The sequence below is a fragment of the Alphaproteobacteria bacterium genome (assembly GCA_039980135.1).
In the GTDB taxonomy this organism is placed as follows: domain Bacteria; phylum Pseudomonadota; class Alphaproteobacteria; order UBA6615; family UBA6615; genus UBA8079.
In genome coordinates, this window is sequence record JBDXCV010000003.1 from 32,725 (window position 1) to 55,609 (window position 22,885).

Below are 22,885 nucleotides of genomic sequence, written 5' to 3' on the forward strand. Positions count from 1 at the left end.
CGGCATGAGCGACGCGGGAAACACGGCCCCACAGAGCGAGATGCCGGGCGAAACACGCCGGCAGCGCCAGTCGCGAATGGGTTCGGCACCGCGGCGGCGGCGCAGCGGGTTCGCGCGCTCGCGCATTGTCTCGACGATGAAGTATCTGCTGCCGAGCATCGCGTTCGCGTTGTTGGTGCTGGTCGCGGTGTGGCCGCGCCTGTCGCCGGACGAGGACCGGTTTCGGATCGATCTCGAGGCCGTCGGCCCGGCCGGCGGGGCCAAACCCCAGGTGCTCAACCCCCGCCTGCAGGGCATCGATTCGGCCGCGCGGCCGTTTCAGGTCACCGCCGATTTCGGCGCCCGCGGCGACGCCCTCGATGGCGGTGAAATCTACGACCTGACCAACCCGAAGGCCGACATTGTCCTCGCCGATGGGTCATGGGTTGCCCTCACTGCCAATGACGGACGGTTCGAAGCCGAGACCAACATCCTGCACCTCGCCGGAGACGTGAACCTGTTCCACGATCAGGGTTACGAGTTCCAGACCACCACTGCCCAGGTCGATCTGGCGACGAGCACGGCATCGGGCGACGAACCGGTCAAGGGTCAGGGTCCGTTCGGGATTCTCGACGCCGAGGGATTCCGGGTGCTCGATTCCGGCGCGCGGGTTTTGTTTCTCGGTCCGGCACGGCTGACGGTCTTCGAGGGGGCGACGCCGCCCCAATGATCCGGACATCTCATATTCTGGCCCTCGCGGCATTGTTATGGGTCACCACGCCCGTTTCCGCTGGCGCCCAGTCGCTCGGCTTCAGCCGGGGGGGCGAAGGTCCGATCGAAATCGAAGCGGATGACGGGATCGAATGGCAGCGCGCCAATCAACTCTACGTGGCGCGCGGGAACGCCCGGGCCCGTCAGGGGGGCGTAACGGTCGAGGGCGACGAACTGGTCGCGTTCTACCGGCCGAACGCCGCGGGCGAGAACGAGATTTTCCGCATCGACGCCAACGGGAATGTGCGGATATTTTCCGCGAACGAAGTCGCGCGATCCGACAAGGCCGTCTACGACATAGACAGCGGCGTGCTGGTGATGACCGGCGACAATATCCAGCTCGACACCGCGGAAGACACCATCACCGCGCGGGACAGCCTCGAATATTACGAGACCAGGCAACTCGCCGTGGCCCGGGGCGACGCGCTGGCCATCCGCGGCGACCGTAGGGTTCGCGCCGATGTCCTGACCGCGCATTTCGGCGATGGTAGCCAGCAGGCCGCGATGGAGCGGATCGATGCCCTGGGCAATGTGCTGGTCTCGACCCCGACCGATATCGTGCGCGCCGAGAAGGGCGACTATGATCCTTCCCGCGGCATCGCGACGGTGACGGGCAATGTAAAAATCACCCGCGGAGACACCCAATTGAACGGCGAGCGCGCAGAGGTTAATTTGGATACCGGTGAGAGTCGTCTTCTGTCCTCGCCGTCCGGCGAACGGGTGCGGGGACTGTTCCTTCCCAAGGCCAAAAGCCCGTCTACACCCAACCCGGGATCGACTGGAAACCAATGACGGACCAAATAAACACTCGCGAAACCGGCGCCGACGGAAAGCCGCGGCTGGTCGCCAGCAATGAAGGCCTGGTCGTCCAGAATATCGGCAAACGGTTCCGCAAACGCCCGGTGATCCGCGACGTGTCGCTGGTTGTGAAACAGGGAGAAGCCGTGGGGCTGTTGGGGCCCAACGGCGCCGGGAAGACGACCTGTTTCTACATCATCACCGGCCTGCTTACGTCTGATTCCGGGTCCATCTCGCTAGACGGACACAACATCACCGAACTGCCGATGTACCGGCGTGCGCGCCTCGGTGTGGGATACCTGCCCCAGGAGGCATCCATCTTCCGGGGCCTGTCGGTCGAGCAGAATATCCGCTCGGTGCTCGAAGTGATCGAGCCCGAACGCGACCGGCGCGAGGCCCTGCTTGACGATTTGCTGGCGGAATTCTCGATCAGCCATCTGCGCCGAACCCCGGCACTGGCCCTGTCGGGCGGTGAACGGCGGCGCGTCGAAATCGCGCGCGCACTGGCGAGCCAGCCCCACTTCATCCTGCTGGATGAGCCGCTCGCCGGCATCGATCCGATTGCCGTGGCGGACATCCGCGACCTCGTCAGTCACCTTAAGGATCGTGGTATCGGCGTATTAATTACCGATCATAATGTGCGTGAGACCTTGGATATCGTCGACCGGGCATATATCTTGCACGAGGGTACCGTTCTGATGAGCGGTGCGCCGTCCGAAATCGTATCCCATGCCGATGTAAGACGTGTTTACCTCGGCGAAAGATTCAGTCTGTAGAAGACGTTAACCATGGCTCTGACAACGCGTCTCGACGTCCGACAGACGCAGGCGCCGGTCATGACGCCACAGTTGCAGCAGGCGATCAAGCTGTTGCAACTGTCAAATCTTGAACTGGCGGCCTTCGTTGAATCCGAACTTGAGGAGAATCCGCTCCTCGAGCGCGAAGACGCGATCATTGAAGATGAGAGTGCGCCGGCCGAAACCGTGACCGATGACGGCGACGCCGTAACGCTCACCGAGCGCGAGGGGCTGGGTTCGGACGAAGCACCCCTCGACACCGACTACACGAATGTCATGCAGGACGACCCCTTCCGGTCGGCCGGCGGCGGTGCGCCGGCACCCCGCGGCGACAGCGATTCGCTGCCCGGCATCGACCAGACGATGGCCAGCGAAGTCACGCTGCGCGAACATCTGACCGACCAGCTCGACCTTTCGATCGCCGACCCGACGGACAGGCTGATCGGACGCGCGCTGATCGACTCGCTCGACGAGCGCGGTTTTCTGACCGCCAGCATCGAGGAAATGGCCGGGCAACTGGGTTGCGACGTTTCCCTCGTCGAACGCGTACTCGACATCCTCCGCGGGTTCGAGCCGACCGGTGTCTTCGCGCGCGATCTGATCGAATGTTTCGCCCTGCAGCTGGCCGAACGCGACCGGCTCGACCCCGCCATGCAGGCGATGCTCGACAATCTCGATTTCCTGACCAAGCATGATCTGCCGGGGCTGCGCCGCGCGTGCGGCGTGGATGAAGAAGATCTGGTGGACATGCTGGCGGAGCTGAAGTCGCTGGATCCGAAGCCCGCGGCAGAGTTCGAGAATACCAGCACCGAGTACATCACGGCCGATGTGATGATGCGCCCCAAACAGGGCGGCGGCTGGGAAATCGAGCTCAACAACGACACCCTGCCGCGCGTTCTGGTGAACCGGGCCTATTACGCCGAAATCACCAGTGTGGCGCGCGAGAAGGATGACAAGGAGTTCGTGCAGGAACGGTTCCAGGCGGCCAACTGGCTCGTGCGGGCGCTGGACCAGCGCGCACGGACCATCCTGAAGGTGGCCACAGAAATCATCCGCCAGCAGGACGCGTTCTTCCGCCTCGGCGTGGCACATCTCAAACCTTTGATTCTCGCCGACATCGCTGAAGCCGTGAGTCTGCATGAAAGCACCATCAGCCGGGTCACCACGAACAAATACATGGCCACCCCGCGCGGGCTGTTCGAGCTGAAATACTTCTTCACCACGGCGATCGGCAGCACCACCGACGGCGAGACCCATTCGGCCGAATCGGTGCGCCACAAGATCAAATTGCTGATCGACAACGAATCCGCCAAATCCATCCTCTCGGATGACAAGATTGTGGACATGCTGCGCGGCGAGGGTGTGGAAATCGCCCGCCGGACCGTTGCCAAGTACCGGGATTCGCTCAAGATTCCGTCTTCTGTGGAACGCCGCCGCATGAAACGGGCGGCGGGCTGATTATCTTTTAATCCCAGACCGTTACTTGAAACATCAGCGCCCCTGCCCATCTCGGAAAAAGGGCGGCACACCGTATTGACACCCATCCGGCGCCTGACTAAGTTCCGCGCCGCGAACCGAGACCGCAGAACGAACGGTCGGTACGAACGTAGACGACATACAGCGCAACGACCGGCATTGATGCAGGTCACGCGCATAACGGGAAACGAAGCGTTGAATACCGAGGCCACCTTGTAGCGGCCCGCAGCATTCCTTTTCCAACCACGAACGGCGTTCCAAACCTTGCAAATCAATGTAACAGGACAGCAGATCGATGTGGGCGACGCGTTGCGCGGTCATATCGAGGATGCGATCGAAGATACAACGGACAAATATTTCGCCGACGCGATCGATGCGAGTGTCGTGCTGTCGCGCGAATCCTATCGGATCCGTGCCAGCATCAACATGCATGTCGGCCGTGGCATTCATGTGCGCGCCCATGAGGAAGCCGACGACCCCTATGCGGCGTTCGACGTCGCCCTGGCGCATCTGGCCAAGCGGCTGCGGCGGCACAAGCGGCGTCTGCGCGACCATCACCAGGATCGCGAAACCATCAGCACACCGACCATGCCCGAATATGTCATCGCGGCCTATTCCGGTGACGAGGACTCGTCTGAAGAGGTCCAGTCAGACGACAACCCGGTCATCATCGCCGAGAACCAGACGTCAATCGAAAGCCTGACGGTCTCGGAGGCAGTCATGCGCATGGACCTGGCGGACGGCCACGCGCTGGTCTTCCGCAACGCCAAGCATGGCGGCATGAGCGTGGTCTTCCGCCGCGCGGACGGCAATGTCGGCTGGATCGATACGCCGGACGGCTCGGAAGACGAGGCCTAGCGGACAGCCCATGAATATCGAAGACATCCTTGAACCGGGCAGCGTCATCGCCAGCCTGCACGCGACCAGCAAGAAACAGGTCCTGCAGGAGCTTTCGAAGGCCGCCGGCGGAATTCTGAAAACCGATGCGCGCCGGGTGTTCGACATCCTCGTCGAACGCGAACGGCTGGGTTCGACCGGTGTGGGCGCCGGCCTCGCAATCCCCCACGGAAAACTGCCCGGGCTCGACCATCTCCAGGGCGTGTTCGCGCGTCTCGAAAAGCCGGTGGATTTCGACTCGATCGACGATGAGCCGGTCGACCTGGTTTTCCTGTTGCTCGCCCCGGAGGGCGCCGGCGCCGATCATCTCAAGGCGCTCGCGCGGGTTTCTCGAATCATGCGCGACCGATCATTCTGCGACAAGCTGCGCGGCTCCGACAGTCCGGATGCCATCTACGCACTGCTGATCGAGACCGGCCTCACGCCCGCCGAGAGCCTTCGCGCCGCCAGCTAGGCCCTCGCAATTTCGGTACACGGCGTCAGTGAACGCTGACGGGCTCCATGTCATGCTGCTTGACCGCCGCGAACGCGATATCGCGCTCGGCCATCATGCCCATTTCATTGCCGTTGGCGTTGTGGATCGTATAGACGGTGCGCCCGTCCACCACGGCGGGGCGCACATAGGCGACCCGGTCAACGCCAAGCGCGGCAAACTGATCCGGGCTGAACTTTTCGTTTCGCATGTTCATGATGCCTGTCCTTTCGTCTCTACTTCGAGCGCGGGCGAGCCTTCGCCCTCAATCTCGATCTTGCGCACATTGCGTTCGGGACGCGGCAGGGACACGTCGATATGCAGCAAGCCGCTGTCGAGCGACGCCGATGTCACCTCCACCCCATCCGCGAGCACGAAGCTGCGCTGGAACATGCGCGTCGCGATCCCACGGTGCAGATACTCGCGCGTCTCCTGCGCCGCCTGGCGACCGCGGACGGTCAACTGGCTGTCTTCGAGCTCGATATCGAGGTCTTCGCGCGCAAATCCGGCCACCGCGAGCGTGATCCGCAACCGGCTCTCGCCCGTACGTTCGATATTGTAGGGGGGATAGCCGTCCGAAGAGGCCTTGGAGATGCGCTCGAGCGTACGTTCGAATTCATCGAACCCGAGCAGAAGCGGGCTGTTGAGCGGGGACATACGTGACATTGCCGTCACTCCTCCTTTTGAGCGAGTTCCGGGCCGCGACCCTGTCCCTGGTTTGCTAACAGAAGCCGGGATCGCAGTCCTTGGGGCCCGATACCGGCGCCCCGGGTTTCAAACACCATGCGCTCACATGAGCCGCACAGCGTAGACATTAAATGGTTTCGAAAGAGCGAATTTCAAGGCGCCCGGGCGTCAGGGCGCGGCGGCATTGCGAACGCGCGCGGGACCGGGGATGGCACCCGATCGCATCAGGGTCAGGAACACCAGCGCGTCGCGATCACCCGATTCCGCCAGGCGCCGCAGCCGCTCCCAGCCCGCCCGGTTCCGGTCATCGCGAAACGTCCCGGCCGGGGGTGGTGTCCAGCGCACATCTGTCCGCCGGTTTTGCGCTTCCATATGATCTGGCGCGCGAGTTGGGATGCCGGCAGGCGCCTCAAACGCCGGTGGCTCTTGCCGGTCCGGCGCCATGCGCGCCACATCCGGCATCCCAGACCCTGCAGACGGCGCGCGTATCGGTGCGCCGTCGGTCAAGGCGAGCGTCGCGGCAAACGCCACGACAGGCAGACCGCCTATGACCCATGCAACCACCGTTAATCCGCGCAAACCGTCTCTCCTCCCTGACAGGGCTGATTGAAGGCTGACGGCGCAACGGGGCCGTCCGGTGTCCGGATTGGGGCAATTCCGTGCCAAACGTCAAATGAGCGACGAAGGGCCTGGCATTCAGGATTGTTTCGGCCGTGTACAGCGGCATGCGGAGGTATACAATTTCCACTGCGAGCAGGAATCTGGGTGCAATATCGTCGAATGACCGAAAATCACACACGGCTCACGGGTGGCGGCGATACGCTCATCGAGCCCTGGTTCCATCGTGCCGAACACAAAGACGCCAACCTGACCGACGACGAAGCCGACGTCGTACGCCAGCTCAAGACCGAGGGCCTTGCCGTCATTGATCTGTTGGTCGAAGAGGATGATGCGTATTTCGACCAATTCCTGACGAGCCTCGGCCCCGACTACGGGTCATTGCCGCGGCAGGGAAACCTTTGGAAACGGAGCGCTCCCGCCCGCGCAATCGCCGGCCATGAGCGCGTACTGAACTATCTGCGCAAGGCATACGGCCGCGATCCCTTTCCGTTTCAGACCCTCAATTTTCCCCACGGCACCGAGCAGGCCACACACAGCGACACGATCCACTTCAACACCTACCCCGAACATTTCATGTGCGGCGTCTGGGTCGCGCTGGAAGACATCACACCGCAAAACGGACCGCTTCACTACTACCCCGGCAGCCACATGCTCCCCAGCTATGCGCTGTCCGACATCGGCATCGTCAGCAACGGGAAACGAAGCCACGCTGCATATGAGCGTTTCTATGAGCCGTTTGTCCTTGCCCGGATCGAGCAGCTGGGCCTGGAGCGGGTCGAACTCACGGTCAAGCGAGGGCAAGCCGTGATCTGGTGCGCCAACCTGCTGCATGGCGGCAGCCCGATCCTCGACAAAAGCCGCACGCGGCACAGCCAAGTCACGCATTATTATTTCAAGGGATGCGTTTACTACACGCCGATGTTCAGCGATCCGATGCTGCGCAAAATCGCCTATACCCGGCCCCATGACATCCGCACCGGCCGCCGGGTCAACCCAAGCTATCTCGGGAAAAATGTATCGATTCCGATCCGCCACCGGGTGGTCGACTGGATGCGGGACATCCGGGACATATTGGGTTTATAGCCACGCGCCCTATCGGGGATACGATGCCTCCGACAGCCCCGCGACCCCGGCGTCGATGGCGAAGAGCGCACCCGCAAGCGGCTCACGCGCCAATTCCTCGGGGCTCAGCATGATCTTCGCGGTGGTGACATACAGCGTCGCCAGATCCGGCCCGCCGAACATCGGGCAGGTCACCCGGCTGACCGGCAGCGCGATCTGGCGGTCCACCTCTCCCTCCGGCGACAAACGCGTCACGCGGCCGGCGCGAAACTCCGCCACCCAGACCCCGCCCTCGGCATCGACGATCGCGCCGTCCGGCGTCCCGCGACCTTCATCTTCAGGAAATGTCGCGAACACGCGCTCATTCTCGATATCCCCCGTCGCCGGGTCATAGTCCCGGGCCAGCATGGTGCGCGTCGGCGAATTCGCCGTGTACATGGTCTTCCCGTCGGGTGACCAGCACAACCCGTTGGACACCAAAATCCCGTCGATCATCCGATGCATGGACCCGTCCGGGTCGAGGCGATGAAACGCGCCCACGGGTTCGCGCTCGAAATAGGTATCCGGCGGCCCGTCGGGGTCATGCATCGATCCGGCCCAAAAGCGGCCCTGCCGGTCCGCGCGGCCGTCGTTCAGCCGGTTCAGCGGCATGTCCGGTTCCGGGTCGCCGATCCAATCAGGCTCGATGGGCTCACCCGGCACGCCCACGTCGAAAAACGCGAACCCGCCGCGTAGCGCGCCGACCAGCCCGCCGCCTTTTCGCAGGACGATCGAGCCCGTCTCCTGGGGCAGCGGCCAGGTATCATCGATACCCGACGCCGGATCGTAGCGGTGGAGTGCCGGCGCCTTGATATCGAGCCACCAGAGCACGCCTTCGTCCGGCGACCAGACAGGGCTTTCACCCAGAGTCGCCCCGGCTTCGACGACATTCAGAATCTTCGCGTCTTCCATGCGCCTCTCCGATACCGCAGCGTCTTTCAACCGCCATCAAAGGGTGTCACGATACACCCATCAGGCTAGGCGGCAACCGCACACGGCCACTGTTGAATAGATAACTCGGGGGAGACAAGCGCATGATCGTCGACGCGCGCAGATACGCCATCAAGCCGGGCCAGATGCCCGCATTCCTGAAGAATGTCGCGGAGGTCGGACAGCCTCTGCAGAAGAAGCACGGCTTCGAGCCCGTCGGCTATTACACCGTCGAGACCGGCGAGATAAACTCCGTCGTCCACTACTGGAAATGGGAAAACGCGCAGATGCGTCAGGATTGCCGCGCGGCCCTCTATGCCGACCCGGAATGGACCGAGTACCGCCAAGGGAGCAGCGACAAGCTGGTCTCGCAAACCAACCGGCTTTTGCAGGCAACCGATGTGGTCGAGCCCTTCGCCTTCATGGGCAACGGCAGCCCCAAGGGCTTCGTCGACGAGCGCACCTACACCATCGCCTACACGCAAGTGCCCAACTATGTGGCGATCACCAAGGCGCTGGCCAAGCCCCTCGTCCAAGAGATGGGCTGGCAGCTCATCGGCTATTTCTTCTCGATCACCGGCAAGATCAATCAGGTGGTCCATCTCTGGTACTGGGACGACCATGCGCAGCGCGAAGCGTGCCAGGCCAGGGCCGTGTCCGACCCGCGCTGGGCGCTTTATCAGGCGGGCAACGGCCACCGTGTGGTCGACCAGCAGAACCGCTACCTGGTGCCGACCTCTTTCTCGACCGTCAAATAGCCTTCGAGGGTTTGCCTGGCATGGCTGAAACGCCCAAGCGCTCGCGGCGCCCCGTCGACGCCGCGACCATGGTCGTCTGGCGCCGCCGTCGCGGCACCGTCGAGGTCCTGATGGGACGGCGCCACCACAACCATGTCTTCATGCCCCACGCCTATGTGTTTCCCGGCGGCCGGGTGGAACGCGCGGACGGCAGACTGAAGCCCGCAACCGAACTTCGCGCGGACGTGCAGGCGCGGCTCGAACGGGCCGCCACCCCGTCGCGTGCGCGGGCCATCGCGGCGGGTGCTGTACGCGAGACCTGGGAGGAGACCGGGCTGCTGATCGGGCAGACCGACGGCGACCTGCTCCAGCCTGATTTGGCAGGCCTCGACTATTTCTTCCGGGCGATCACCCCGCCGGGCCGGACGCGCCGCTTCGACGCGCGATTCTTCCTGGTGGAGGCAGACAAGGCGAGCGGCAAGCTCGCCGGCGACGGCGAGCTGGTCGACCTGGCGTTTCGTAGTTTTGACGATTCACGCCTGCTGGACGTAGCCGGGATCACCCGCATCGCCATGGCCGAGGCCGAACGCCATATCCACAACCCGCCCAAGCCTGACCCGGCGCGCCCGGTGCCCCTCTCGCGCTTCCTGCGGGGGCAGTACTACATCACGCCGGAGTAGGCTTACGGTATCCACTTAACGAGTTGCGATCACGTAGGAGCCTTCAAACATGGGACTGAAACAAGACCTGCTAGGAAAAGGTTACCTGCCCGAAAATATGCCTCCCGCATTCACAACCAAGGCAGCCGCAGCTGCAATCGATGCATTCAGCATTGGTGTTTACTTGAGTCAGGCACGTGTTCGTCCGGCGGTATACAGCGCCTCTAAGCGCGGAATGACGCGCAGACAGTTCTCGTTTGTTCACCCACAGACCGCTCACGACAACGCTTTGTTCATTTCAAGCCACTGGGACAAGATCGAGAAATTTTTTGATAGCAGCGGCTTCAGTGAATCCGCTCCACGCTGGAATGAAGATAGTGATCGTGCGCTGGAGATAAGCCCTCACAGCCATGTGGAGGTTACAAAGGCGAAAAAACTGTCCGCTTACCGATTCATCGCCACGACAGATATTTCCCGATTCTATCATTCCATTTACACCCATTCGATTCCGTGGGCATTCCATGGCAAGAAATCATCTAAAGCGGATAACAGTGAAAGTTCGAAAGCTGTTTTTTTCAATCGCGCCGATTTTACGACGCGGCGCGGACAAGACGGCCAGACAATAGGCATACCAGTCGGACCAGACACTTCGCGTGTCCTAGCTGAGGTCGTATCAACAGCAATCGACGTCGACTTTGCTAGTAACTGCACTGTCAAAGATTTCGAGGTAGTTCGACACGTAGACGACGTTTGGATCGGGACGAACACACACGCAGACGCTGAACGAGCGCTTTCAGAATACAGAGGTGCAATTCGGCAATATGAACTGGACATCAACGAGTCAAAAACGAAAATATTCTCGTCGGACTTCAGGTTTTCAGACGACTGGCCAACAGAAATTGCCAGTAAGTTTGATACTGCGATTTCATCAAGATCATCAAACCTAGTCGAGGAACGTCTGCGTGCGGCCTTTGAACACGCCTTCGCACTTGCCGTTCATAGAAGCGACGATGCGATACTGAAGTATGCGATCAGATACATCGACCGAGGTGTTTCAAGATGGGCGCACTGGTCCACGGTCGAACCATTTCTGAAAAGAGCGGTGGTCCATTACGGCCATTCAATCGATTACGTTGCGCGAGTACTTATATGGAGGCAACTAGTCCAAGGCGACGTAGATACAAATTCTTGGTCAAATATACTTAACTCAGTTCTGCAAAGGCACGCAGAACTCGGAAACGATAGCGAAGTTTGTTGGGCCACCTACGCTTGTCTGCGACTGAACATAAAGATTGACGAAAATATTGCTAAGCTAATCGTTCAGAGATGTGGGCCAATGTCGCTTTTAGCCATCTTGAATTCTGCTGAATCTGGAATTGTTCCAACTAGCCTGTTCAATAGCGCCAAGAATGTTGTCACCGGCGAGAATGCAAGGGGAGCAATGTGGCCAATTCTTCTGGAATGGAAATCACGCAAATGGCCGAACCATGGCGATGTGGAAATTGGAGACGAGTTAATTGGGCACTTGGTCGAGAAAGAAGTGACCATTTTTGATCCGGATCAACTTACTGTCGTCTTTTCTGAAAATAGCGATTCTGAGTACTCGTCGATTGGCCATGCGATAGAAAAACGGACCAGCATGTATGACGAAGATGAGGAGGACGAATTCCCAGATTTTTAGACTGGTTCCACCCTATTCGCGCCCTGTTCCGCATCGCACTCACCCGTCATCCAGTCAGTCTCGACCATGCGGATCAGACAGGCCAGCACCGAGGGTAGCGGATTCTGTGGATATAGCACTACATCACGCCGGAGCGAGGTACATTCTTCTAATCATCTTTCTTTTCTTTTATTTTCTCGATCATTTCATCGATCAATTTGGATGGTCTCTTCACTGTATTATTTGAGGTTTGATAGTAATGACCTTTTTTTGATCCACTATCTTTGTCATCAGCCATTTTATCCGCCTTACTAGCTATCTCGAAGTGAACGTCGAAGTGCATTCACACCAGCGATAAATTCGTCCAACAATTCGGGTCTTTCCTTTGATTTAAACAATCCAACCAAACGTTCAAAACAGACGATGTTCTCTTCTCCGTGCACGAGCTTACCCATATTTGAAACTTTCGAAAGCGCATATACATCCGCCACATCGACAAGATCACTCATCTCTTCGACCGCACGCAGTTGAATTAGAGTGCAGGTTAAATTGTACGCGGAGACCACAACATCATATGGATTCTTAGCGTAAACATCAGACTCATACTCTCGAGTAAACGCAGTCAGATCATTCTGCAGTTCCTCGGCGATATCCACTTTCTGATAGTTAGTTCTGACCGCAATCATTTGGAGGAATGCAAAGTAGTTCGGATGCATCTGATAACTGTGTTCCACCAAACCATCGATAGCGACACTCAACTCATATGGCTTTCCTTTAAGCAATCCGAATAAGAAACCGTCAAAAAGTCGTTTTTGAACGTCGAGTGACCTGGAATCAGGAATGTCAGGGGGCGCTGATACACCCAGCGTCTCCTTCTTCGATTCTTCGGTATAATAGTTTCCATGAACAAGAATGAGCCAATCCTCATCTGTTTCAACATGAGGATTCGACACAGACGATCCATACCGGATCGCCAATATTCCAGCATCGCTGCCGTAATCTGATACAATTTTTTTCTTTACGTATTCGAAATCAAAACGATTCGGCGGCCCATCGTCGTTTACTTTGTCTAATTTATTTGATTTTTTGTCTAATTCTTTAACATCCTTTATTTTGTCAATGTTGTTAAACAAATAAACAACAACACCAAAAACTATGGCCGTTTGCGTAATTACAAATATTGCCTCCGCACCGCTGAATTCTGTGTCACGTACAATTTCCAAGATAATGTACATACATAAAGCGCCGGCGACCCACTTTTTGTCTAACTTCGTTTTCAGAATTTCTGCCAGATCTGTCATGAGATTGTATTCTAAAGAACTTGGTTTCTATGGGTAACTAAGAAACTTGCACCCGATACTCCGCCGCCGCACCGGCATCCCCGTCCACATGCACCCGCTCCGTCTCCACCATGTGGAGCAAGTGCGCCAGCACCGACCGCGCGGCCGCCGGGTAGAGCTTCGGGTCCACGTCGGCATACATGCGCGGCACCATCTCGGCGATGGTCGCCGGTCCCGCCGCGAGCTCGGCCAGGATCTGCTCTTCGCGCTCGTGGCGGTGGGCGAGTAACGCGGCCACATAGGGCTTGGGGTCGTCGATCGGTGCGCCGTGGGTGGGGAAGTAACGCTGCGAGGCGTGCCGCCCCACCTTCTCCAGCGAGGCCATATAGTCCGCCATATCGCCATCGGGCGGCGAGACGATCGAGGTCGACCAGCCCATCACGTGATCGCCGCACAGCAGCGTCGATTCCTCTTGCAGGGCGAAACACAGATGGTTCGAGCAGTGGCCGGGCGTGTGCACCGCCTCGACCGACCAGCCCTTGCCCGTCACCACGTCGCCATCCCCCACCACATGATCCGGCGCGAAATCGTAATCCGCCCCGCCCTCGCTGGCGCCGTCCTCGGGCCGGGTGCCGTGGGGGCCGTAGGCGTAGCTCGGCGCACCCGTCGCGGCCTGCACGGCATTGACCGCGGGTGAGTGGTCGTTATGGGTGTGGGTCACCAGGATATGGCTCACGGTCTCGCCCCGGATAGCCTCCAGCAGCGCGTCCACATGCTCGGCCAGGTCCGGGCCGGGGTCGACGATCGCCACCTGGCCATGGCCGACGATGTAGGTACCGGTGCCGTGGAAGGTGAACGCGCTGGGGTTGTTGGCGATCACCCGGCGCACCAGCGGCGTGAGCGCGTCCACCCGGCCATATTCGAAGTCGAGCTCGCGGTTGTAGGGGATTTTTGTGGCCACGCCGCTAGCTCTCCTTCCGCCCGATCGCACCCGCCGCCTTCAGCGCCTCGATGTCGTCCGCCGGCAGGCCCCAGGCCGCGAGCGCGGATTCGGTATGCTCACCGGGCACCGACGGCGGCGAGTGGATCCGACCCGGGGTGCGCGAGAATTTCGGCGCCGGGCCCGGCTGGGTGATCCCGGCCACCTCGACGAAATTGCCCCGCGCCTGGTTGTGCGGGTGGGTGTGGGCCTCCGTCATGGACATCACCGGCGCGAAACACACATCGCTGCCCTCCATGATCTCGACCCACTCGTCGCGGGTCTTGGTCGCGATCACCTCGGCGAAGCGCGCCCTGAGTTCGGGCCAGCGATCCCGATCCATCTGGTCGGGCAAATCCGCGTCGTCGAGGCCGAGCTTCTCCAATAGAATCGCGTAGAACTTCTTCTCGATGGACCCGATGGAGACGAACTTGCCGTCGGCGCATTCGAACGCGTCATAGAACGGTGCACCACCGTCAAGGATGTTCGAGGCGCGCTCGTCGGTGAAATAGCCCGACGCGTGCAGCCCGATCACCGGGATCATCAGGCTGGCCGCACCATCGACCATGCCCACATCCACGACCTGGCCCTGGCCGCTGCTGCGCGCCTCATAGACCGCCGCCATGACGCCGAAGGCGAGATACAGCGCGCCGCCGCCGTAATCGCCGATCAGGTTCAGCGGCGGGGTCGGCTTGTCCTTGCCGCCGATCGCGTGCAGCGCGCCCGACAGCGAGATGTAGTTGATGTCATGCCCGGCCGCCTTGGCGAGCGTGCCCGTGCCGCCGAAGCCGGTCATCCGCGCATAGACCAGCTTGGGGTTGCGGGCCATGCAATCGTCGGGGCCGAGACCGAGCTTTTCGGTCACGCCGGGGCGATAGGGCTCGATCAGCACGTCCGCGCTCTCGACCAGGCGCAGGACGGTCTCGACGCCTTCGGGGTTCTTCAGATCGACGGCCACAGAAGGCCGCGACCGGGTCGCCAGGTCGAATTCGGCACCGCGCGGCACGCCGAGGCCCGCATCCGCCGGCCGGTCGATCTTGATGACGTCGGCGCCCAGATCGGCGAGCAGCATGGCGGCGAAGGGTCCGGGGCCGATGCCGGCCAGCTCCACCACCTTGAGCCCGACCAGCGGGCCGGATCGTGTGCGCGTATCGCATTGTACGGTTGCGTCGGACATGGTTCCTCTTTTCCCCCGTTTGGCAGTACCCTGCGGGCTAAGACAGCCGAGTGCAATGGTCTACACGACCCGCAGCAAGGCCCTCAACACGCCCCTTGCGACACCCCAGCCGAGACAAGCCATTTCATGACCGATCAACCCGCCCCGCGATCCTTCGCCGCGCTGCGCCACCCCGGCGCGCGGGCCTATCTGCTGGGGACCGCGCTCGCCATGAATGCCGACGCGATCGAGCATGTGATCACTTATCTGGTCATCTGGGAGAAGTTCCAGTCGCAGACCCTGGGCGGTTTCGCGGTGGTCGCCCACTGGCTGCCGTTCCTGTTCTTCTCGATTCACACCGGCGCGCTGGCCGATCGGTTCGATCCGCGCCGGGTAATCCAGGCGGCGATGCTCCTGTTCATGGCGGTCTCGGCCGCCTGGGGCTTCCTGTTCATGACGGACAGCCTCCAGATGTGGCATGCGGTGATCCTGCTGATATTGCATGGGCTGGCCGGCGCGCTCTGGGCGCCCGCGTCTCAGCTCATGATCCACGACATCGTCGGGCGTGATCTGCTCCAGTCCGGTGTGCGGCTGCAGGCCACGGCGCGCACGCTCGGTATCCTGCTGGGACCCGCTATCGGCGGCGCACTGCTGTTCGTCGTCGGGCCGGTATGGGGCATCTTCATCAACATCCTGATCTATGTGCCGCTGACATGGTGGCTGATCGGTGCCCCCTACGGGCCGGCATTCCGCACCGGCGCGGAGGCCGCCGCGGCGACCAGCCGTCGGGCCATCAAGGGCTTCTCCGACATTCTATCGACGATCCGAACGGTCTCAACCGACCGGGTCATCATGCCGATGACCCTTGTGGTCGGCGTCGCGGCGATGATGGTCGGCAATGCCCATCACCCGCAGATGCCCGAATTCGCGCTGGATCTCGGCAGCACGGGCGGTGGCCTGCTCTACTCCATCCTGCTGGCCGCAAACGCGGCGGGCGCGATGACCGCGGGCGTGATCCTGGAAACCCGCTCTCTCCTGCCGGCACGCCGGAACACGGTGTTCATCCTCGTCATCCTCTGGTGTCTCGCGATGGGCGGTTTCGCGCTGACGTCGGACATCCGGGTGGCGCTGCTGCTGTTGTTTGCGGCCGGATTTCTGGACCTGTCCTACAACTCCATGGCCCAGACCCTGGTGCAGCTCAACGCCGCGCCGGAAATCCGTGGCCGGGTCGTCGGTCTCTACGTCATGGCGGCCTTCGGGCTGCGCGCCGTTTCCGGGGTGACCATCGGCATGGCCGGCAGCCTGGTCGGCATCCACATGTCACTGGCTGTCAGCGCGGGGATCGTGTTCGTGGTGGCGATGGGTCTGATCACGCGGACGTTGTTGTCGGAGCCGCGCGCAGCCAGGAGCTGATATCCACAGCGCAGGAGCCTCCCAATCACGGCCCTGTGTATTTGATTTATTGGCGTTTTCTCCGGCGCCCGCCCTGTGGTATTTAAGTACCTGCTGGGCAATCAGTTTCCGGGAACGCGCATGGCCTTCCTCGAATAGGGGTGTTGGGGGCTTACATGAGTATTCGCATCACGGGCATCGCCCTTGTTTTAATCGGCACATTGGCGGCATCACCCGCATTCGCATCGGCGGAATCCGACGAGTTGTCGCGCGACGGGCTGCGCCAGCTCCAGGCGGGCAACCCGCAGGCGGCCGTCAAGAGTTTTGTCAACGCGACAAAGGCCGACCCGGACGACGGGCGGGCCTATTTCTATCTCGGTGTCGGACTGAACCGGACCGGCGAACCCCATGTCGCGCTTACGGCCTTTCGCCGCGCGATCGCGCTGAAGGCCATCCACAAGGATCTGGGCTTCGAAGCCGGCTGGGCGGCGCTCGAAGCGGGCGACTATGGTGCTGCGGCCGTCATGCTGGGCGGGCATCTCGAACTGAACCGGGACCACGCCAAGACCCATGAATTGCTCGGCCGCACCTATTGGCGGCTGGGCCAGCTCGATCGGGCCGAGAAGCTGTTGCGCCGTGCCATGGAACTCGATCCGGCGCTCGAATCCACGGTACTTCCCGTTCTCGCGGCGATCGATCTGGCGCGCGGCAATACGCAAGGCGCCGGCGAATCCCTGGTGGCCGTGTTGAACAAACCGGCGAATGACCCGGTGCGGAGAAGCCTGCTCCAGTCTCTCGAACCGCCAGAGCCGACCCCGGCCGACGCGAAACCCTGGGCCGTGTTCGGTTCCACGGCAATCGGCCGCAACAGCAATGTCATCGCCCTGAGCGACGAAATCGTCCAGCCCGCGGACATCACGCGCACCGCGTCACGTTATTTCGATATCAGCGCGGGCGGCCAGTATCGTTTGCCGATCGACGCCACATCGGCGATCACGGCTCGGCTTACCCTGGGCCATCGAAACTACAAGGATCTCCCGGCCAAGGACACTCACACGGCCAATCTGCAGGCGGCCTATCAGCGCGCCGTCAACCGCAACCTTCTGGTGTCACTGACGACCAACTACGGGCACACACGCGTCGATGGCGACAAGTTCCAGACCACGTTGGGGGTCAGCCCGTCGCTGCGCTACCGGATCAATGACCGGGTGCGGTTCGACGCGGTCTACAGTTTCAGCAAGATCAACCTGCCGGAGCCGACGACCTCGGCGGTGAACCTGGACCGCGATTCGGGTCTGCAGAGCCTCGGCGGCAAGATCAGTATCGCGTTTCCGGATCTGAAAACCGACATCAATTTCGGCGCGACGATCCTGCACAACAGCGCCGTCGGCAATGACTACACCTACCGGGCGAGACGCCTGACGTTGGGGGCGCGTACCCAGCTGCCGTGGGAACTGGTGGGCGGCATCGGCGTCACCCGCACCGCCTATGACTACGCGAATTTGAACAGCCTCGCGCCCACGACCCCGGCCGGCGCGACGGGGTTCGGGTTCGCCCGTGACGATGCGATCACAAGCGTTTCTGCCAATCTGACGCGCCCGATCAATGAAACCGTTTCGGCATTCGCGCGCTTTACCCGCACCAACGCGAACTCGAACCTGGCCGTGTTCAAATATGACCAGAAAGACATCCAGATCGGCGTTACGGCGCAATTCTGAACCGGAGACGAATCCATGTTTCTGAACCCTGCATTCCTGAGATACGGCAAACCCCTGGTCGCCGCGGCGCCGATCATGCTGGCGCTGACCGGGCTGCCGACAACGGCCCATGCCTGCACCGGCGACGCCGCCACCGACCCCAACCTCTGCGTCAATGACGGGCGGACAGTCAACGGATTCGGCGAGTTCTTCAATTCCGACCTGACGGGCGTCCCCGGCGCGACCACTGCGCCCGGCAGCACGGAAGACGAATCCGAGAACCCGTTCCTCGACGCCCTGTTCAACGGACTCGGCGGCCGCAAACCGGGAGCTGAGAATGAAGACATATCAATCAGCGGCACGATCGATACGAGCGGGGATCCCGGCGGTCCATTCGGCGGCGAAGAGGACTTTTATTGGTGGGAAGATACTGACGTGGACTTCGGATTTTCCGGAATGTCGGATAACGGGCTGACCTTCTCGGGATTCACCGACAACGGTCTGAGATTTGGCGCACGCATACGCATCATCGACGAACCCGAGCCCAGGGGCGGCGGGATCAGCATCGGTGGTCGTATCAATGAGGGGTATTTCGATTCCTTCCTCAACGACGGCGCCAACGGCGGCACCGACGCCAGCGACATTGATAACGCACCAGAAATACGCTTCAACCTGACCCGGTCGATAGTTGCCGACAACGGGCTGAAATTCGGCGTACAAATCCAGCTCGAGGAGACAGGCGGCGGCATCGACGAGTTCGACCCCTTCATCAGCGGAACTTTCGGAGAAATCCGAATAGGCGACGAATCCAGCGACCGCGCCTTCTCCTACGGCGCGCCCGATGACGTTGCCTCGGGCGGCGTCTTTCGCCCGCAGATCACCCTGGATAACGGGATCACCATCGGCATCGATCTCCAATCGGGTTCGGGGACGGCCGGGGCCAACACGGAAGCCGGACCGAAATTCACCAACTTCAGCCCCTCCTTCGGGGGCTTCAGGCTCGATGTCGGTGACCTGGGTTCAAACGATACCGCCGGCGGCGTAAAACAGTTCGACATCGGCAACCAGTATGTCGACAGTTTCGGCGACCTCAAGCCGGCATTGTCGGCACGCTGGGGCGTGGACAGCGCTGCCTCGAACTTCGCGGTCGGCCAGGCCAGCGCCGAAGGCTACGGAAACCTCGGGGTCGGCATCAAGAGCTTCGACTATGTGCCGCTGGACGATTACGGCATCAGGGTCCAGTACGGCCTGGACGGGAGTGCCGTGGTCGTGACGGCACCATCCGGCACCAGGCTGGGCGGGAACGCCCCGGCACCGGCCGCGGCACCGGTGACCCCGCCACCCGCGCCCGTGACCGGCACCCAGGTCGGCACGATGAGTTTCGCGAACCAGGGCCAGCGCAGTGAAGTCAATCTGATCCGCACCGCGGACGGCAAGACCCATGCCGTGGACACCGAGACCGGCCATGATTTCGGGACCGTCCATGAAAGCCGGTCGGGCTTCGGCTGGAGCTTCGACAACCCGCCGGTTCCCGCGCCCACGCCGCCTGACCCGGCCGCCGCCGATCCGATTTCCGCACAGGACCGCCAGGCGCTCTTCACCGACGGGTTTGAGTCTGGAAACACGTCGGCCTGGTTGACCCCTAATATCGGCTTCTAGTCCACTGAACCTGCGCGACGACACGGCATGACAACCGGCACGCCGGCCGCCCCGATTGCGCTGCTGGTGACGCTGATGGTGGTGAGCCAGGTGGCGATTACCATCTTCCTGCCCTCGCTGCCGGCCATGGCAGACGACCTCGGCACCAGCCAGGCGCTCGCCCAGATGACCGTTTCGGCCTATCTCGGCACCTTCGCGCTCGCGCAACTGATCATCGGTCCCCTGTCCGACGAAACAGGCCGGCGGCGACCTCTCCTGGCGGGACTTGTCCTGCTCACGCTCGGCGGCCTCGCCTGCGCGCTGGCGCCGAACATCACCATCCTGATCGTGGCACGCATGGTGCAAGCCGTGGGCGGCTGCACCTGCCTCGTCATCGCCCGCGCGATCGTGCGCGATACGTCGGACGGTCCCGCGGCAACACGTGCCATGGCCTATCTGGGCATGTCGCTCGCGATTGCCCCGATGCTCGCGCCGCTGGTCGGCGGGCAGCTCGAAATCCGCTTCGGCTGGCAATCCAGTTTCCTCCTGACCGCGCTGCTCGGTGCGGGGGCACTTGTCGCGACCCTTCTCACCCTGGAAGAAACATTGCCGCCGGCCGCGCGACGGCAAACGCGCCCCGGCAGGCTGGCCAACACATATCTGCGGCTTTCCCGGATGAAACGCTACATGGGATACAGCCTGAGCATCGGCGCGATGGGTGCGACCTTCCAGGCCTTCATCGCCGGTACACCGGTCGCCTTTATCGTGGTGATGGGTGTTTCGCCCGAGGCGTTCGGGTTTTTCATCCTCACCGGGCCCGGCGGCTACATCATCGGCAATTTCATCTCCAGCCGGCTGGCCCAGAAAGTTTCGCGGGAACGCATGATCTGGACAGGCGCCACGCTGGCGGTCGCGGGCACCGGCGCGATGGTCAGCCTGGCCCTTGTCGGCCACGACACGCCCTACACGCTTCTGCTGCCGGTGATGGTCTATGCCCTGGGTTCGGGGTTCCTGGCGCCCAACTGCCTCGCCGGGGCGCTCACCGCCGTTGAACCGGCGGTGGCAGGGTCCGCGGCGGCGCTCGGCGGATTCATCCAGATCGGGGCCGGATTCCTCAGCACCCTCGTCGTCGCCTCACTGATTCAGACATCCTTTCTGCAGCTCGGTACGCTGATGTTCGGCTGCGCTGTCCTTTCCTGGCTGTTCTTCGTGATACTGGTGCGCCCGTCCGGAAAATGACGGCGCGGAATTTCGCTAGCGCGCAAATGCCCCGCGTTCCTGGTCCCAATCGACGAGAAACGCATCCGCCGCCTCAAGCTCGTGGGCGATCTGGCGGCTCATCAGCCGCGTCATGCCCGCCGGGCCGCCAAACTTGATGAAGGTCAACGAATCCGTGCGCGGCTCGATACGCAGCCGAACTCCCGCTTCCGTCCGATCCACCAGGCGCAGGATGGTGCGCGCGGGCGTCTCGTCATCCAGCTCGGTCGAAAGGCCGAAGGTCGCCCCGGCCCTGCGCGACGCGACGACCACATCCTCATACCGTGCAACCCAGTAGCTATCGCTCGCCCCGCTGCCGACAAAGTCCGACACCGCCGGGACGCCGCTGATCGCAGGCGACAGAAGGCTGACGGCGGGTGCCGCGCAGCCCGCAAGCGCCAGGGCGGCGGTCAGGACAAGAACCCGTTTAAGATCGGGTATCACCATAATTCACCTCCCGTCTCACCGCGCATTCAGCGCCGCGTGCGACTCTCTGATACAATCCATCCGAGCACATATTGTCCCGCATCGCTTGGAGCGCAACCGCATGTCCGATCCCGTCACCCTCGAGGTCTTTGCCGACTACGTTTGACCCTGGTGTTACCTCAGCACCGTGCGTGTTGAAAAACTGAAACAGGCCTACGACGTCGATATCCAGACCGTGCACTTCCCGCTGCACCCCGACACGCCGCTCGACGGCCAGTCGCTCGAACAGCTGTTCGCGGGCCGCGATGTCGATCTCGATGCCATGTATGAAGGCATGAAAGCGCGGATGGACGAGGAAGGCCTGCCCTACGGCAAGCGCACCCACACCTACAACAGCCGTCTGGCCCAGGAACTCGGCAAATGGGCCGACACCCAGCCCGGCGGCGATGCCATCCACATGAAGCTCTACGAGGCCTATTTCGTGGACGCCAAGAACATCGGCGACGTCGATCTGCTGGTGGAGATCGCCGAGGGGGTAGGCTTGGACGGGGCCGCCGCGCGCGAGGTGCTAGAGAAACGCACCTTCGAGGCGGCGATCGACGCCGACTGGGAGAAGTCCCGCCAGTATGGTGTGACCGGCGTGCCGACCTATGTGGCCGACGCCAAGGGCGTCGTCGGGGCCCAGCCCTATGAGGTGCTGGAACAGCTGATGGATGCCGCGGGGGCCAAGAAGAAAGGCGGCTGAGCCGCGCGTCTCCGCCTACTTCATCTCCTCGGGAAAGTCCGGCTGGACCTGGGGCCGCGCGTCGAAGAAGGCCGGGTTCTCCAGGCATGTCTTGAAGATTCGTACGCAGTTCGGATAGGCGTCGAGCGGGATCTTGAACAACGTCGCCGCACCCACCTGGGGCACCAGGCAGAGATCGGCCATGGTCACCTGATCGCCCTCGCAATAGGTGCCTGACGTGCCGCCTTCCGCGAGATGTGTCTCGATGGCCGCGAGGCCCTTTGTCGTCCAGTTGCTGATCCACGCGCCGAGCTCTTCCTCGCTATGGCCCCAATCCTGAGTGATGTATTTGCGGATACGCGGCACCACCAGCGGATGAATATCCGCCACCAGGATCATGCAGAGCGACCGCACCCGCGCCCGCGCCATCGGGTCCTTCGGCAACAGGGCCGGCTCGGGGTAGGTCTCGTCGAGATACTCGAGGATCGCCATGGACTGGGTCAGCGTGATCCCGTCATCGGTCACCAGCGCCGGAACCACCCCCTGCGGGTTGATCTTGAGATAGTCCGGATCGAACTGCTCGCCCTTGAGCAAATCGGTCGAGACGACCTCGAAGGGCTGGCCCTTGAGGTTGAGCGCGATGCGGACGCGGAAGGCGGCAAGCGAGCGCCAGTAGCTGAACAGTTTCATGATATCTCCCCCGAATTCGGTGTTTGTTTCTTGGCCGCAGTGGGCCCCCTGGATGGATCGC

The 22,885-nt window shown here is 61.7% G+C and carries 25 protein-coding genes; 15 read left to right on the forward strand and 10 right to left on the reverse strand.

All coding sequences use genetic code 11. The features are described 5' to 3' along the window. Nucleotides 1-4 precede the first annotated feature (4 nt). The 6 genes from lptC (at nucleotide 5) to ptsN (ending at nucleotide 5,172) form a co-directional block, all read left to right on the forward strand. Nucleotides 5-709 (forward strand): LPS export ABC transporter periplasmic protein LptC, encoded by a 705-nt coding sequence (lptC, locus tag ABJ363_02045; GenBank protein MEP4377754.1) that lies wholly within the window; start codon nucleotides 5-7, stop codon nucleotides 707-709. After that, complete coding sequence (locus ABJ363_02050; GenBank protein MEP4377755.1) at nucleotides 706-1,542, forward strand: LptA/OstA family protein; 837 nt, start codon at nucleotides 706-708, stop codon at nucleotides 1,540-1,542. The genes lptC and ABJ363_02050 overlap by 4 nt, the downstream gene beginning before the upstream one ends. After that, nucleotides 1,539-2,324 carry an LPS export ABC transporter ATP-binding protein gene (gene lptB, locus ABJ363_02055; GenBank protein MEP4377756.1) on the forward strand — a complete coding sequence of 262 codons (786 nt, stop codon included), beginning with the start codon at nucleotides 1,539-1,541 and terminating at the stop codon, nucleotides 2,322-2,324. The genes ABJ363_02050 and lptB overlap by 4 nt, the downstream gene beginning before the upstream one ends. A 12-nt stretch (nucleotides 2,325-2,336) precedes the next feature. After that, nucleotides 2,337-3,803, forward strand: a complete 1,467-nt coding sequence (gene rpoN / locus ABJ363_02060) for an RNA polymerase factor sigma-54 (protein ID MEP4377757.1) — start codon at nucleotides 2,337-2,339, stop codon at nucleotides 3,801-3,803. 282 nt (nucleotides 3,804-4,085) lie between these two features. Further along, the gene (gene raiA / locus ABJ363_02065) at nucleotides 4,086-4,679 is read left to right on the forward strand and encodes a ribosome-associated translation inhibitor RaiA (GenBank protein MEP4377758.1); all 594 of its coding nucleotides are present in this window, start codon (nucleotides 4,086-4,088) and stop codon (nucleotides 4,677-4,679) included. Nucleotides 4,680-4,689: 10 nt separating this feature from the next. Beyond that, on the forward strand, nucleotides 4,690-5,172 hold the full coding sequence (gene ptsN, locus ABJ363_02070; protein MEP4377759.1) for a PTS IIA-like nitrogen regulatory protein PtsN: 483 nt from the start codon (nucleotides 4,690-4,692) through the stop codon (nucleotides 5,170-5,172). Nucleotides 5,173-5,197: 25 nt separating this feature from the next. On the opposite strand, the gene ABJ363_02075 is transcribed toward ptsN, so the two are convergent. The 3 genes from ABJ363_02075 to ABJ363_02085 form a co-directional block, all read right to left on the reverse strand. Beyond that, nucleotides 5,198-5,407, reverse strand: a complete 210-nt coding sequence (locus ABJ363_02075; protein ID MEP4377760.1) for a DUF1150 family protein — start codon at nucleotides 5,405-5,407, stop codon at nucleotides 5,198-5,200. Then, complete coding sequence (locus ABJ363_02080) at nucleotides 5,404-5,856, reverse strand: Hsp20 family protein (protein MEP4377761.1); 453 nt, start codon at nucleotides 5,854-5,856, stop codon at nucleotides 5,404-5,406. Before ABJ363_02080 ends, ABJ363_02075 begins: the two co-directional genes overlap by 4 nt. Nucleotides 5,857-6,045: 189 nt before the next feature. Continuing rightward, nucleotides 6,046-6,456: a hypothetical protein gene (locus ABJ363_02085; GenBank protein ID MEP4377762.1), complete on the reverse strand. Its 411-nt coding sequence runs from the start codon at nucleotides 6,454-6,456 to the stop codon at nucleotides 6,046-6,048. 201 nt (nucleotides 6,457-6,657) lie between these two features. Between ABJ363_02085 and ABJ363_02090 the strand changes: the two genes are divergently transcribed. Beyond that, complete coding sequence (locus ABJ363_02090; GenBank protein MEP4377763.1) at nucleotides 6,658-7,581, forward strand: phytanoyl-CoA dioxygenase family protein; 924 nt, start codon at nucleotides 6,658-6,660, stop codon at nucleotides 7,579-7,581. A gap of 9 nt (nucleotides 7,582-7,590) precedes the next feature. Here the strand turns inward: ABJ363_02090 and ABJ363_02095 are convergent, their stop codons facing one another. Further along, nucleotides 7,591-8,511 (reverse strand): SMP-30/gluconolactonase/LRE family protein, encoded by a 921-nt coding sequence (locus tag ABJ363_02095; protein ID MEP4377764.1) that lies wholly within the window; start codon nucleotides 8,509-8,511, stop codon nucleotides 7,591-7,593. Between the two features lie 122 nt (nucleotides 8,512-8,633). Between ABJ363_02095 and ABJ363_02100 the strand changes: the two genes are divergently transcribed. The 3 genes from ABJ363_02100 to ABJ363_02110 are packed head-to-tail and all read left to right on the forward strand — an operon-like array spanning nucleotide 8,634 to nucleotide 11,606. Continuing rightward, the gene (locus ABJ363_02100; protein ID MEP4377765.1) at nucleotides 8,634-9,287 is read left to right on the forward strand and encodes an NIPSNAP family protein; all 654 of its coding nucleotides are present in this window, start codon (nucleotides 8,634-8,636) and stop codon (nucleotides 9,285-9,287) included. Nucleotides 9,288-9,307: 20 nt separating this feature from the next. After that, nucleotides 9,308-9,946: an NUDIX hydrolase gene (locus tag ABJ363_02105; GenBank protein ID MEP4377766.1), complete on the forward strand. Its 639-nt coding sequence runs from the start codon at nucleotides 9,308-9,310 to the stop codon at nucleotides 9,944-9,946. 49 nt (nucleotides 9,947-9,995) lie between these two features. Next, nucleotides 9,996-11,606 (forward strand): RNA-directed DNA polymerase, encoded by a 1,611-nt coding sequence (locus tag ABJ363_02110; GenBank protein MEP4377767.1) that lies wholly within the window; start codon nucleotides 9,996-9,998, stop codon nucleotides 11,604-11,606. A 148-nt stretch (nucleotides 11,607-11,754) separates the two neighbouring features. Here ABJ363_02110 and ABJ363_02115 read toward each other — a convergent pair whose 3' ends face one another. From ABJ363_02115 to ABJ363_02130, 4 genes are read right to left on the reverse strand one after another with little or no spacing between them, the layout of a single operon-like run. Continuing rightward, nucleotides 11,755-11,883 (reverse strand): hypothetical protein, encoded by a 129-nt coding sequence (locus tag ABJ363_02115; protein MEP4377768.1) that lies wholly within the window; start codon nucleotides 11,881-11,883, stop codon nucleotides 11,755-11,757. 13 nt (nucleotides 11,884-11,896) lie between these two features. Beyond that, nucleotides 11,897-12,886, reverse strand: a complete 990-nt coding sequence (locus ABJ363_02120) for a hypothetical protein (GenBank protein MEP4377769.1) — start codon at nucleotides 12,884-12,886, stop codon at nucleotides 11,897-11,899. 37 nt (nucleotides 12,887-12,923) lie between these two features. After that, nucleotides 12,924-13,826: an MBL fold metallo-hydrolase gene (locus ABJ363_02125; GenBank protein ID MEP4377770.1), complete on the reverse strand. Its 903-nt coding sequence runs from the start codon at nucleotides 13,824-13,826 to the stop codon at nucleotides 12,924-12,926. A gap of 4 nt (nucleotides 13,827-13,830) precedes the next feature. Continuing rightward, the gene (locus ABJ363_02130) at nucleotides 13,831-15,021 is read right to left on the reverse strand and encodes a CaiB/BaiF CoA-transferase family protein (protein ID MEP4377771.1); all 1,191 of its coding nucleotides are present in this window, start codon (nucleotides 15,019-15,021) and stop codon (nucleotides 13,831-13,833) included. A gap of 126 nt (nucleotides 15,022-15,147) precedes the next feature. Here ABJ363_02130 and ABJ363_02135 point away from each other — a divergent pair, with 126 nt between their 5' ends. The 4 genes from ABJ363_02135 (at nucleotide 15,148) to ABJ363_02150 (ending at nucleotide 20,966) form a co-directional block, all read left to right on the forward strand. Continuing rightward, entirely contained in the window at nucleotides 15,148-16,413 is a 1,266-nt protein-coding gene (locus ABJ363_02135) for an MFS transporter (GenBank protein ID MEP4377772.1), read from the forward strand. Nucleotides 16,414-16,568: 155 nt separating this feature from the next. Further along, nucleotides 16,569-18,110 carry a tetratricopeptide repeat protein gene (locus tag ABJ363_02140; GenBank protein MEP4377773.1) on the forward strand — a complete coding sequence of 514 codons (1,542 nt, stop codon included), beginning with the start codon at nucleotides 16,569-16,571 and terminating at the stop codon, nucleotides 18,108-18,110. Between the two features lie 15 nt (nucleotides 18,111-18,125). Further along, nucleotides 18,126-19,748, forward strand: a complete 1,623-nt coding sequence (locus ABJ363_02145) for a porin (GenBank protein ID MEP4377774.1) — start codon at nucleotides 18,126-18,128, stop codon at nucleotides 19,746-19,748. 27 nt (nucleotides 19,749-19,775) lie between these two features. Next, complete coding sequence (locus ABJ363_02150) at nucleotides 19,776-20,966, forward strand: multidrug effflux MFS transporter (protein ID MEP4377775.1); 1,191 nt, start codon at nucleotides 19,776-19,778, stop codon at nucleotides 20,964-20,966. Between the two features lie 15 nt (nucleotides 20,967-20,981). Here ABJ363_02150 and ABJ363_02155 read toward each other — a convergent pair whose 3' ends face one another. After that, the gene (locus ABJ363_02155) at nucleotides 20,982-21,431 is read right to left on the reverse strand and encodes a hypothetical protein (GenBank protein ID MEP4377776.1); all 450 of its coding nucleotides are present in this window, start codon (nucleotides 21,429-21,431) and stop codon (nucleotides 20,982-20,984) included. A 100-nt stretch (nucleotides 21,432-21,531) separates the two neighbouring features. Between ABJ363_02155 and ABJ363_02160 the strand changes: the two genes are divergently transcribed. Next, a complete protein-coding gene (locus ABJ363_02160; GenBank protein ID MEP4377777.1) occupies nucleotides 21,532-22,155 on the forward strand; it encodes a DsbA family oxidoreductase in 624 nt (207 codons plus the stop codon). A 15-nt stretch (nucleotides 22,156-22,170) separates the two neighbouring features. Here the strand turns inward: ABJ363_02160 and maiA are convergent, their stop codons facing one another. Further along, nucleotides 22,171-22,824, reverse strand: coding sequence for a maleylacetoacetate isomerase (gene maiA, locus ABJ363_02165; GenBank protein MEP4377778.1), 654 nt, complete (start codon nucleotides 22,822-22,824; stop codon nucleotides 22,171-22,173). Between the last annotated feature and the right edge of the window lie 61 nt (nucleotides 22,825-22,885).

Coding starts and splice junctions, on each gene's coding strand:
- lptC (MEP4377754.1), top strand. CDS start 5: ATGAGCGACGCGGGAAACACGGCCCCACAGAGCGAGATGCCGGGCGAA.
- ABJ363_02050 (MEP4377755.1), top strand. CDS start 706: ATGATCCGGACATCTCATATTCTGGCCCTCGCGGCATTGTTATGGGTC.
- lptB (MEP4377756.1), top strand. CDS start 1,539: ATGACGGACCAAATAAACACTCGCGAAACCGGCGCCGACGGAAAGCCG.
- rpoN (MEP4377757.1), top strand. CDS start 2,337: ATGGCTCTGACAACGCGTCTCGACGTCCGACAGACGCAGGCGCCGGTC.
- ptsN (MEP4377759.1), top strand. CDS start 4,690: ATGAATATCGAAGACATCCTTGAACCGGGCAGCGTCATCGCCAGCCTG.
- ABJ363_02075 (MEP4377760.1), bottom strand. CDS start 5,407: ATGAACATGCGAAACGAAAAGTTCAGCCCGGATCAGTTTGCCGCGCTT.
- ABJ363_02080 (MEP4377761.1), bottom strand. CDS start 5,856: ATGTCACGTATGTCCCCGCTCAACAGCCCGCTTCTGCTCGGGTTCGAT.
- ABJ363_02090 (MEP4377763.1), top strand. CDS start 6,658: ATGACCGAAAATCACACACGGCTCACGGGTGGCGGCGATACGCTCATC.
- ABJ363_02095 (MEP4377764.1), bottom strand. CDS start 8,511: ATGGAAGACGCGAAGATTCTGAATGTCGTCGAAGCCGGGGCGACTCTG.
- ABJ363_02100 (MEP4377765.1), top strand. CDS start 8,634: ATGATCGTCGACGCGCGCAGATACGCCATCAAGCCGGGCCAGATGCCC.
- ABJ363_02105 (MEP4377766.1), top strand. CDS start 9,308: ATGGCTGAAACGCCCAAGCGCTCGCGGCGCCCCGTCGACGCCGCGACC.
- ABJ363_02110 (MEP4377767.1), top strand. CDS start 9,996: ATGGGACTGAAACAAGACCTGCTAGGAAAAGGTTACCTGCCCGAAAAT.
- ABJ363_02115 (MEP4377768.1), bottom strand. CDS start 11,883: ATGGCTGATGACAAAGATAGTGGATCAAAAAAAGGTCATTACTATCAA.
- ABJ363_02120 (MEP4377769.1), bottom strand. CDS start 12,886: ATGACAGATCTGGCAGAAATTCTGAAAACGAAGTTAGACAAAAAGTGG.
- ABJ363_02130 (MEP4377771.1), bottom strand. CDS start 15,021: ATGTCCGACGCAACCGTACAATGCGATACGCGCACACGATCCGGCCCG.
- ABJ363_02135 (MEP4377772.1), top strand. CDS start 15,148: ATGACCGATCAACCCGCCCCGCGATCCTTCGCCGCGCTGCGCCACCCC.
- ABJ363_02140 (MEP4377773.1), top strand. CDS start 16,569: ATGAGTATTCGCATCACGGGCATCGCCCTTGTTTTAATCGGCACATTG.
- ABJ363_02145 (MEP4377774.1), top strand. CDS start 18,126: ATGTTTCTGAACCCTGCATTCCTGAGATACGGCAAACCCCTGGTCGCC.
- ABJ363_02150 (MEP4377775.1), top strand. CDS start 19,776: ATGACAACCGGCACGCCGGCCGCCCCGATTGCGCTGCTGGTGACGCTG.
- ABJ363_02155 (MEP4377776.1), bottom strand. CDS start 21,431: ATGGTGATACCCGATCTTAAACGGGTTCTTGTCCTGACCGCCGCCCTG.
- maiA (MEP4377778.1), bottom strand. CDS start 22,824: ATGAAACTGTTCAGCTACTGGCGCTCGCTTGCCGCCTTCCGCGTCCGC.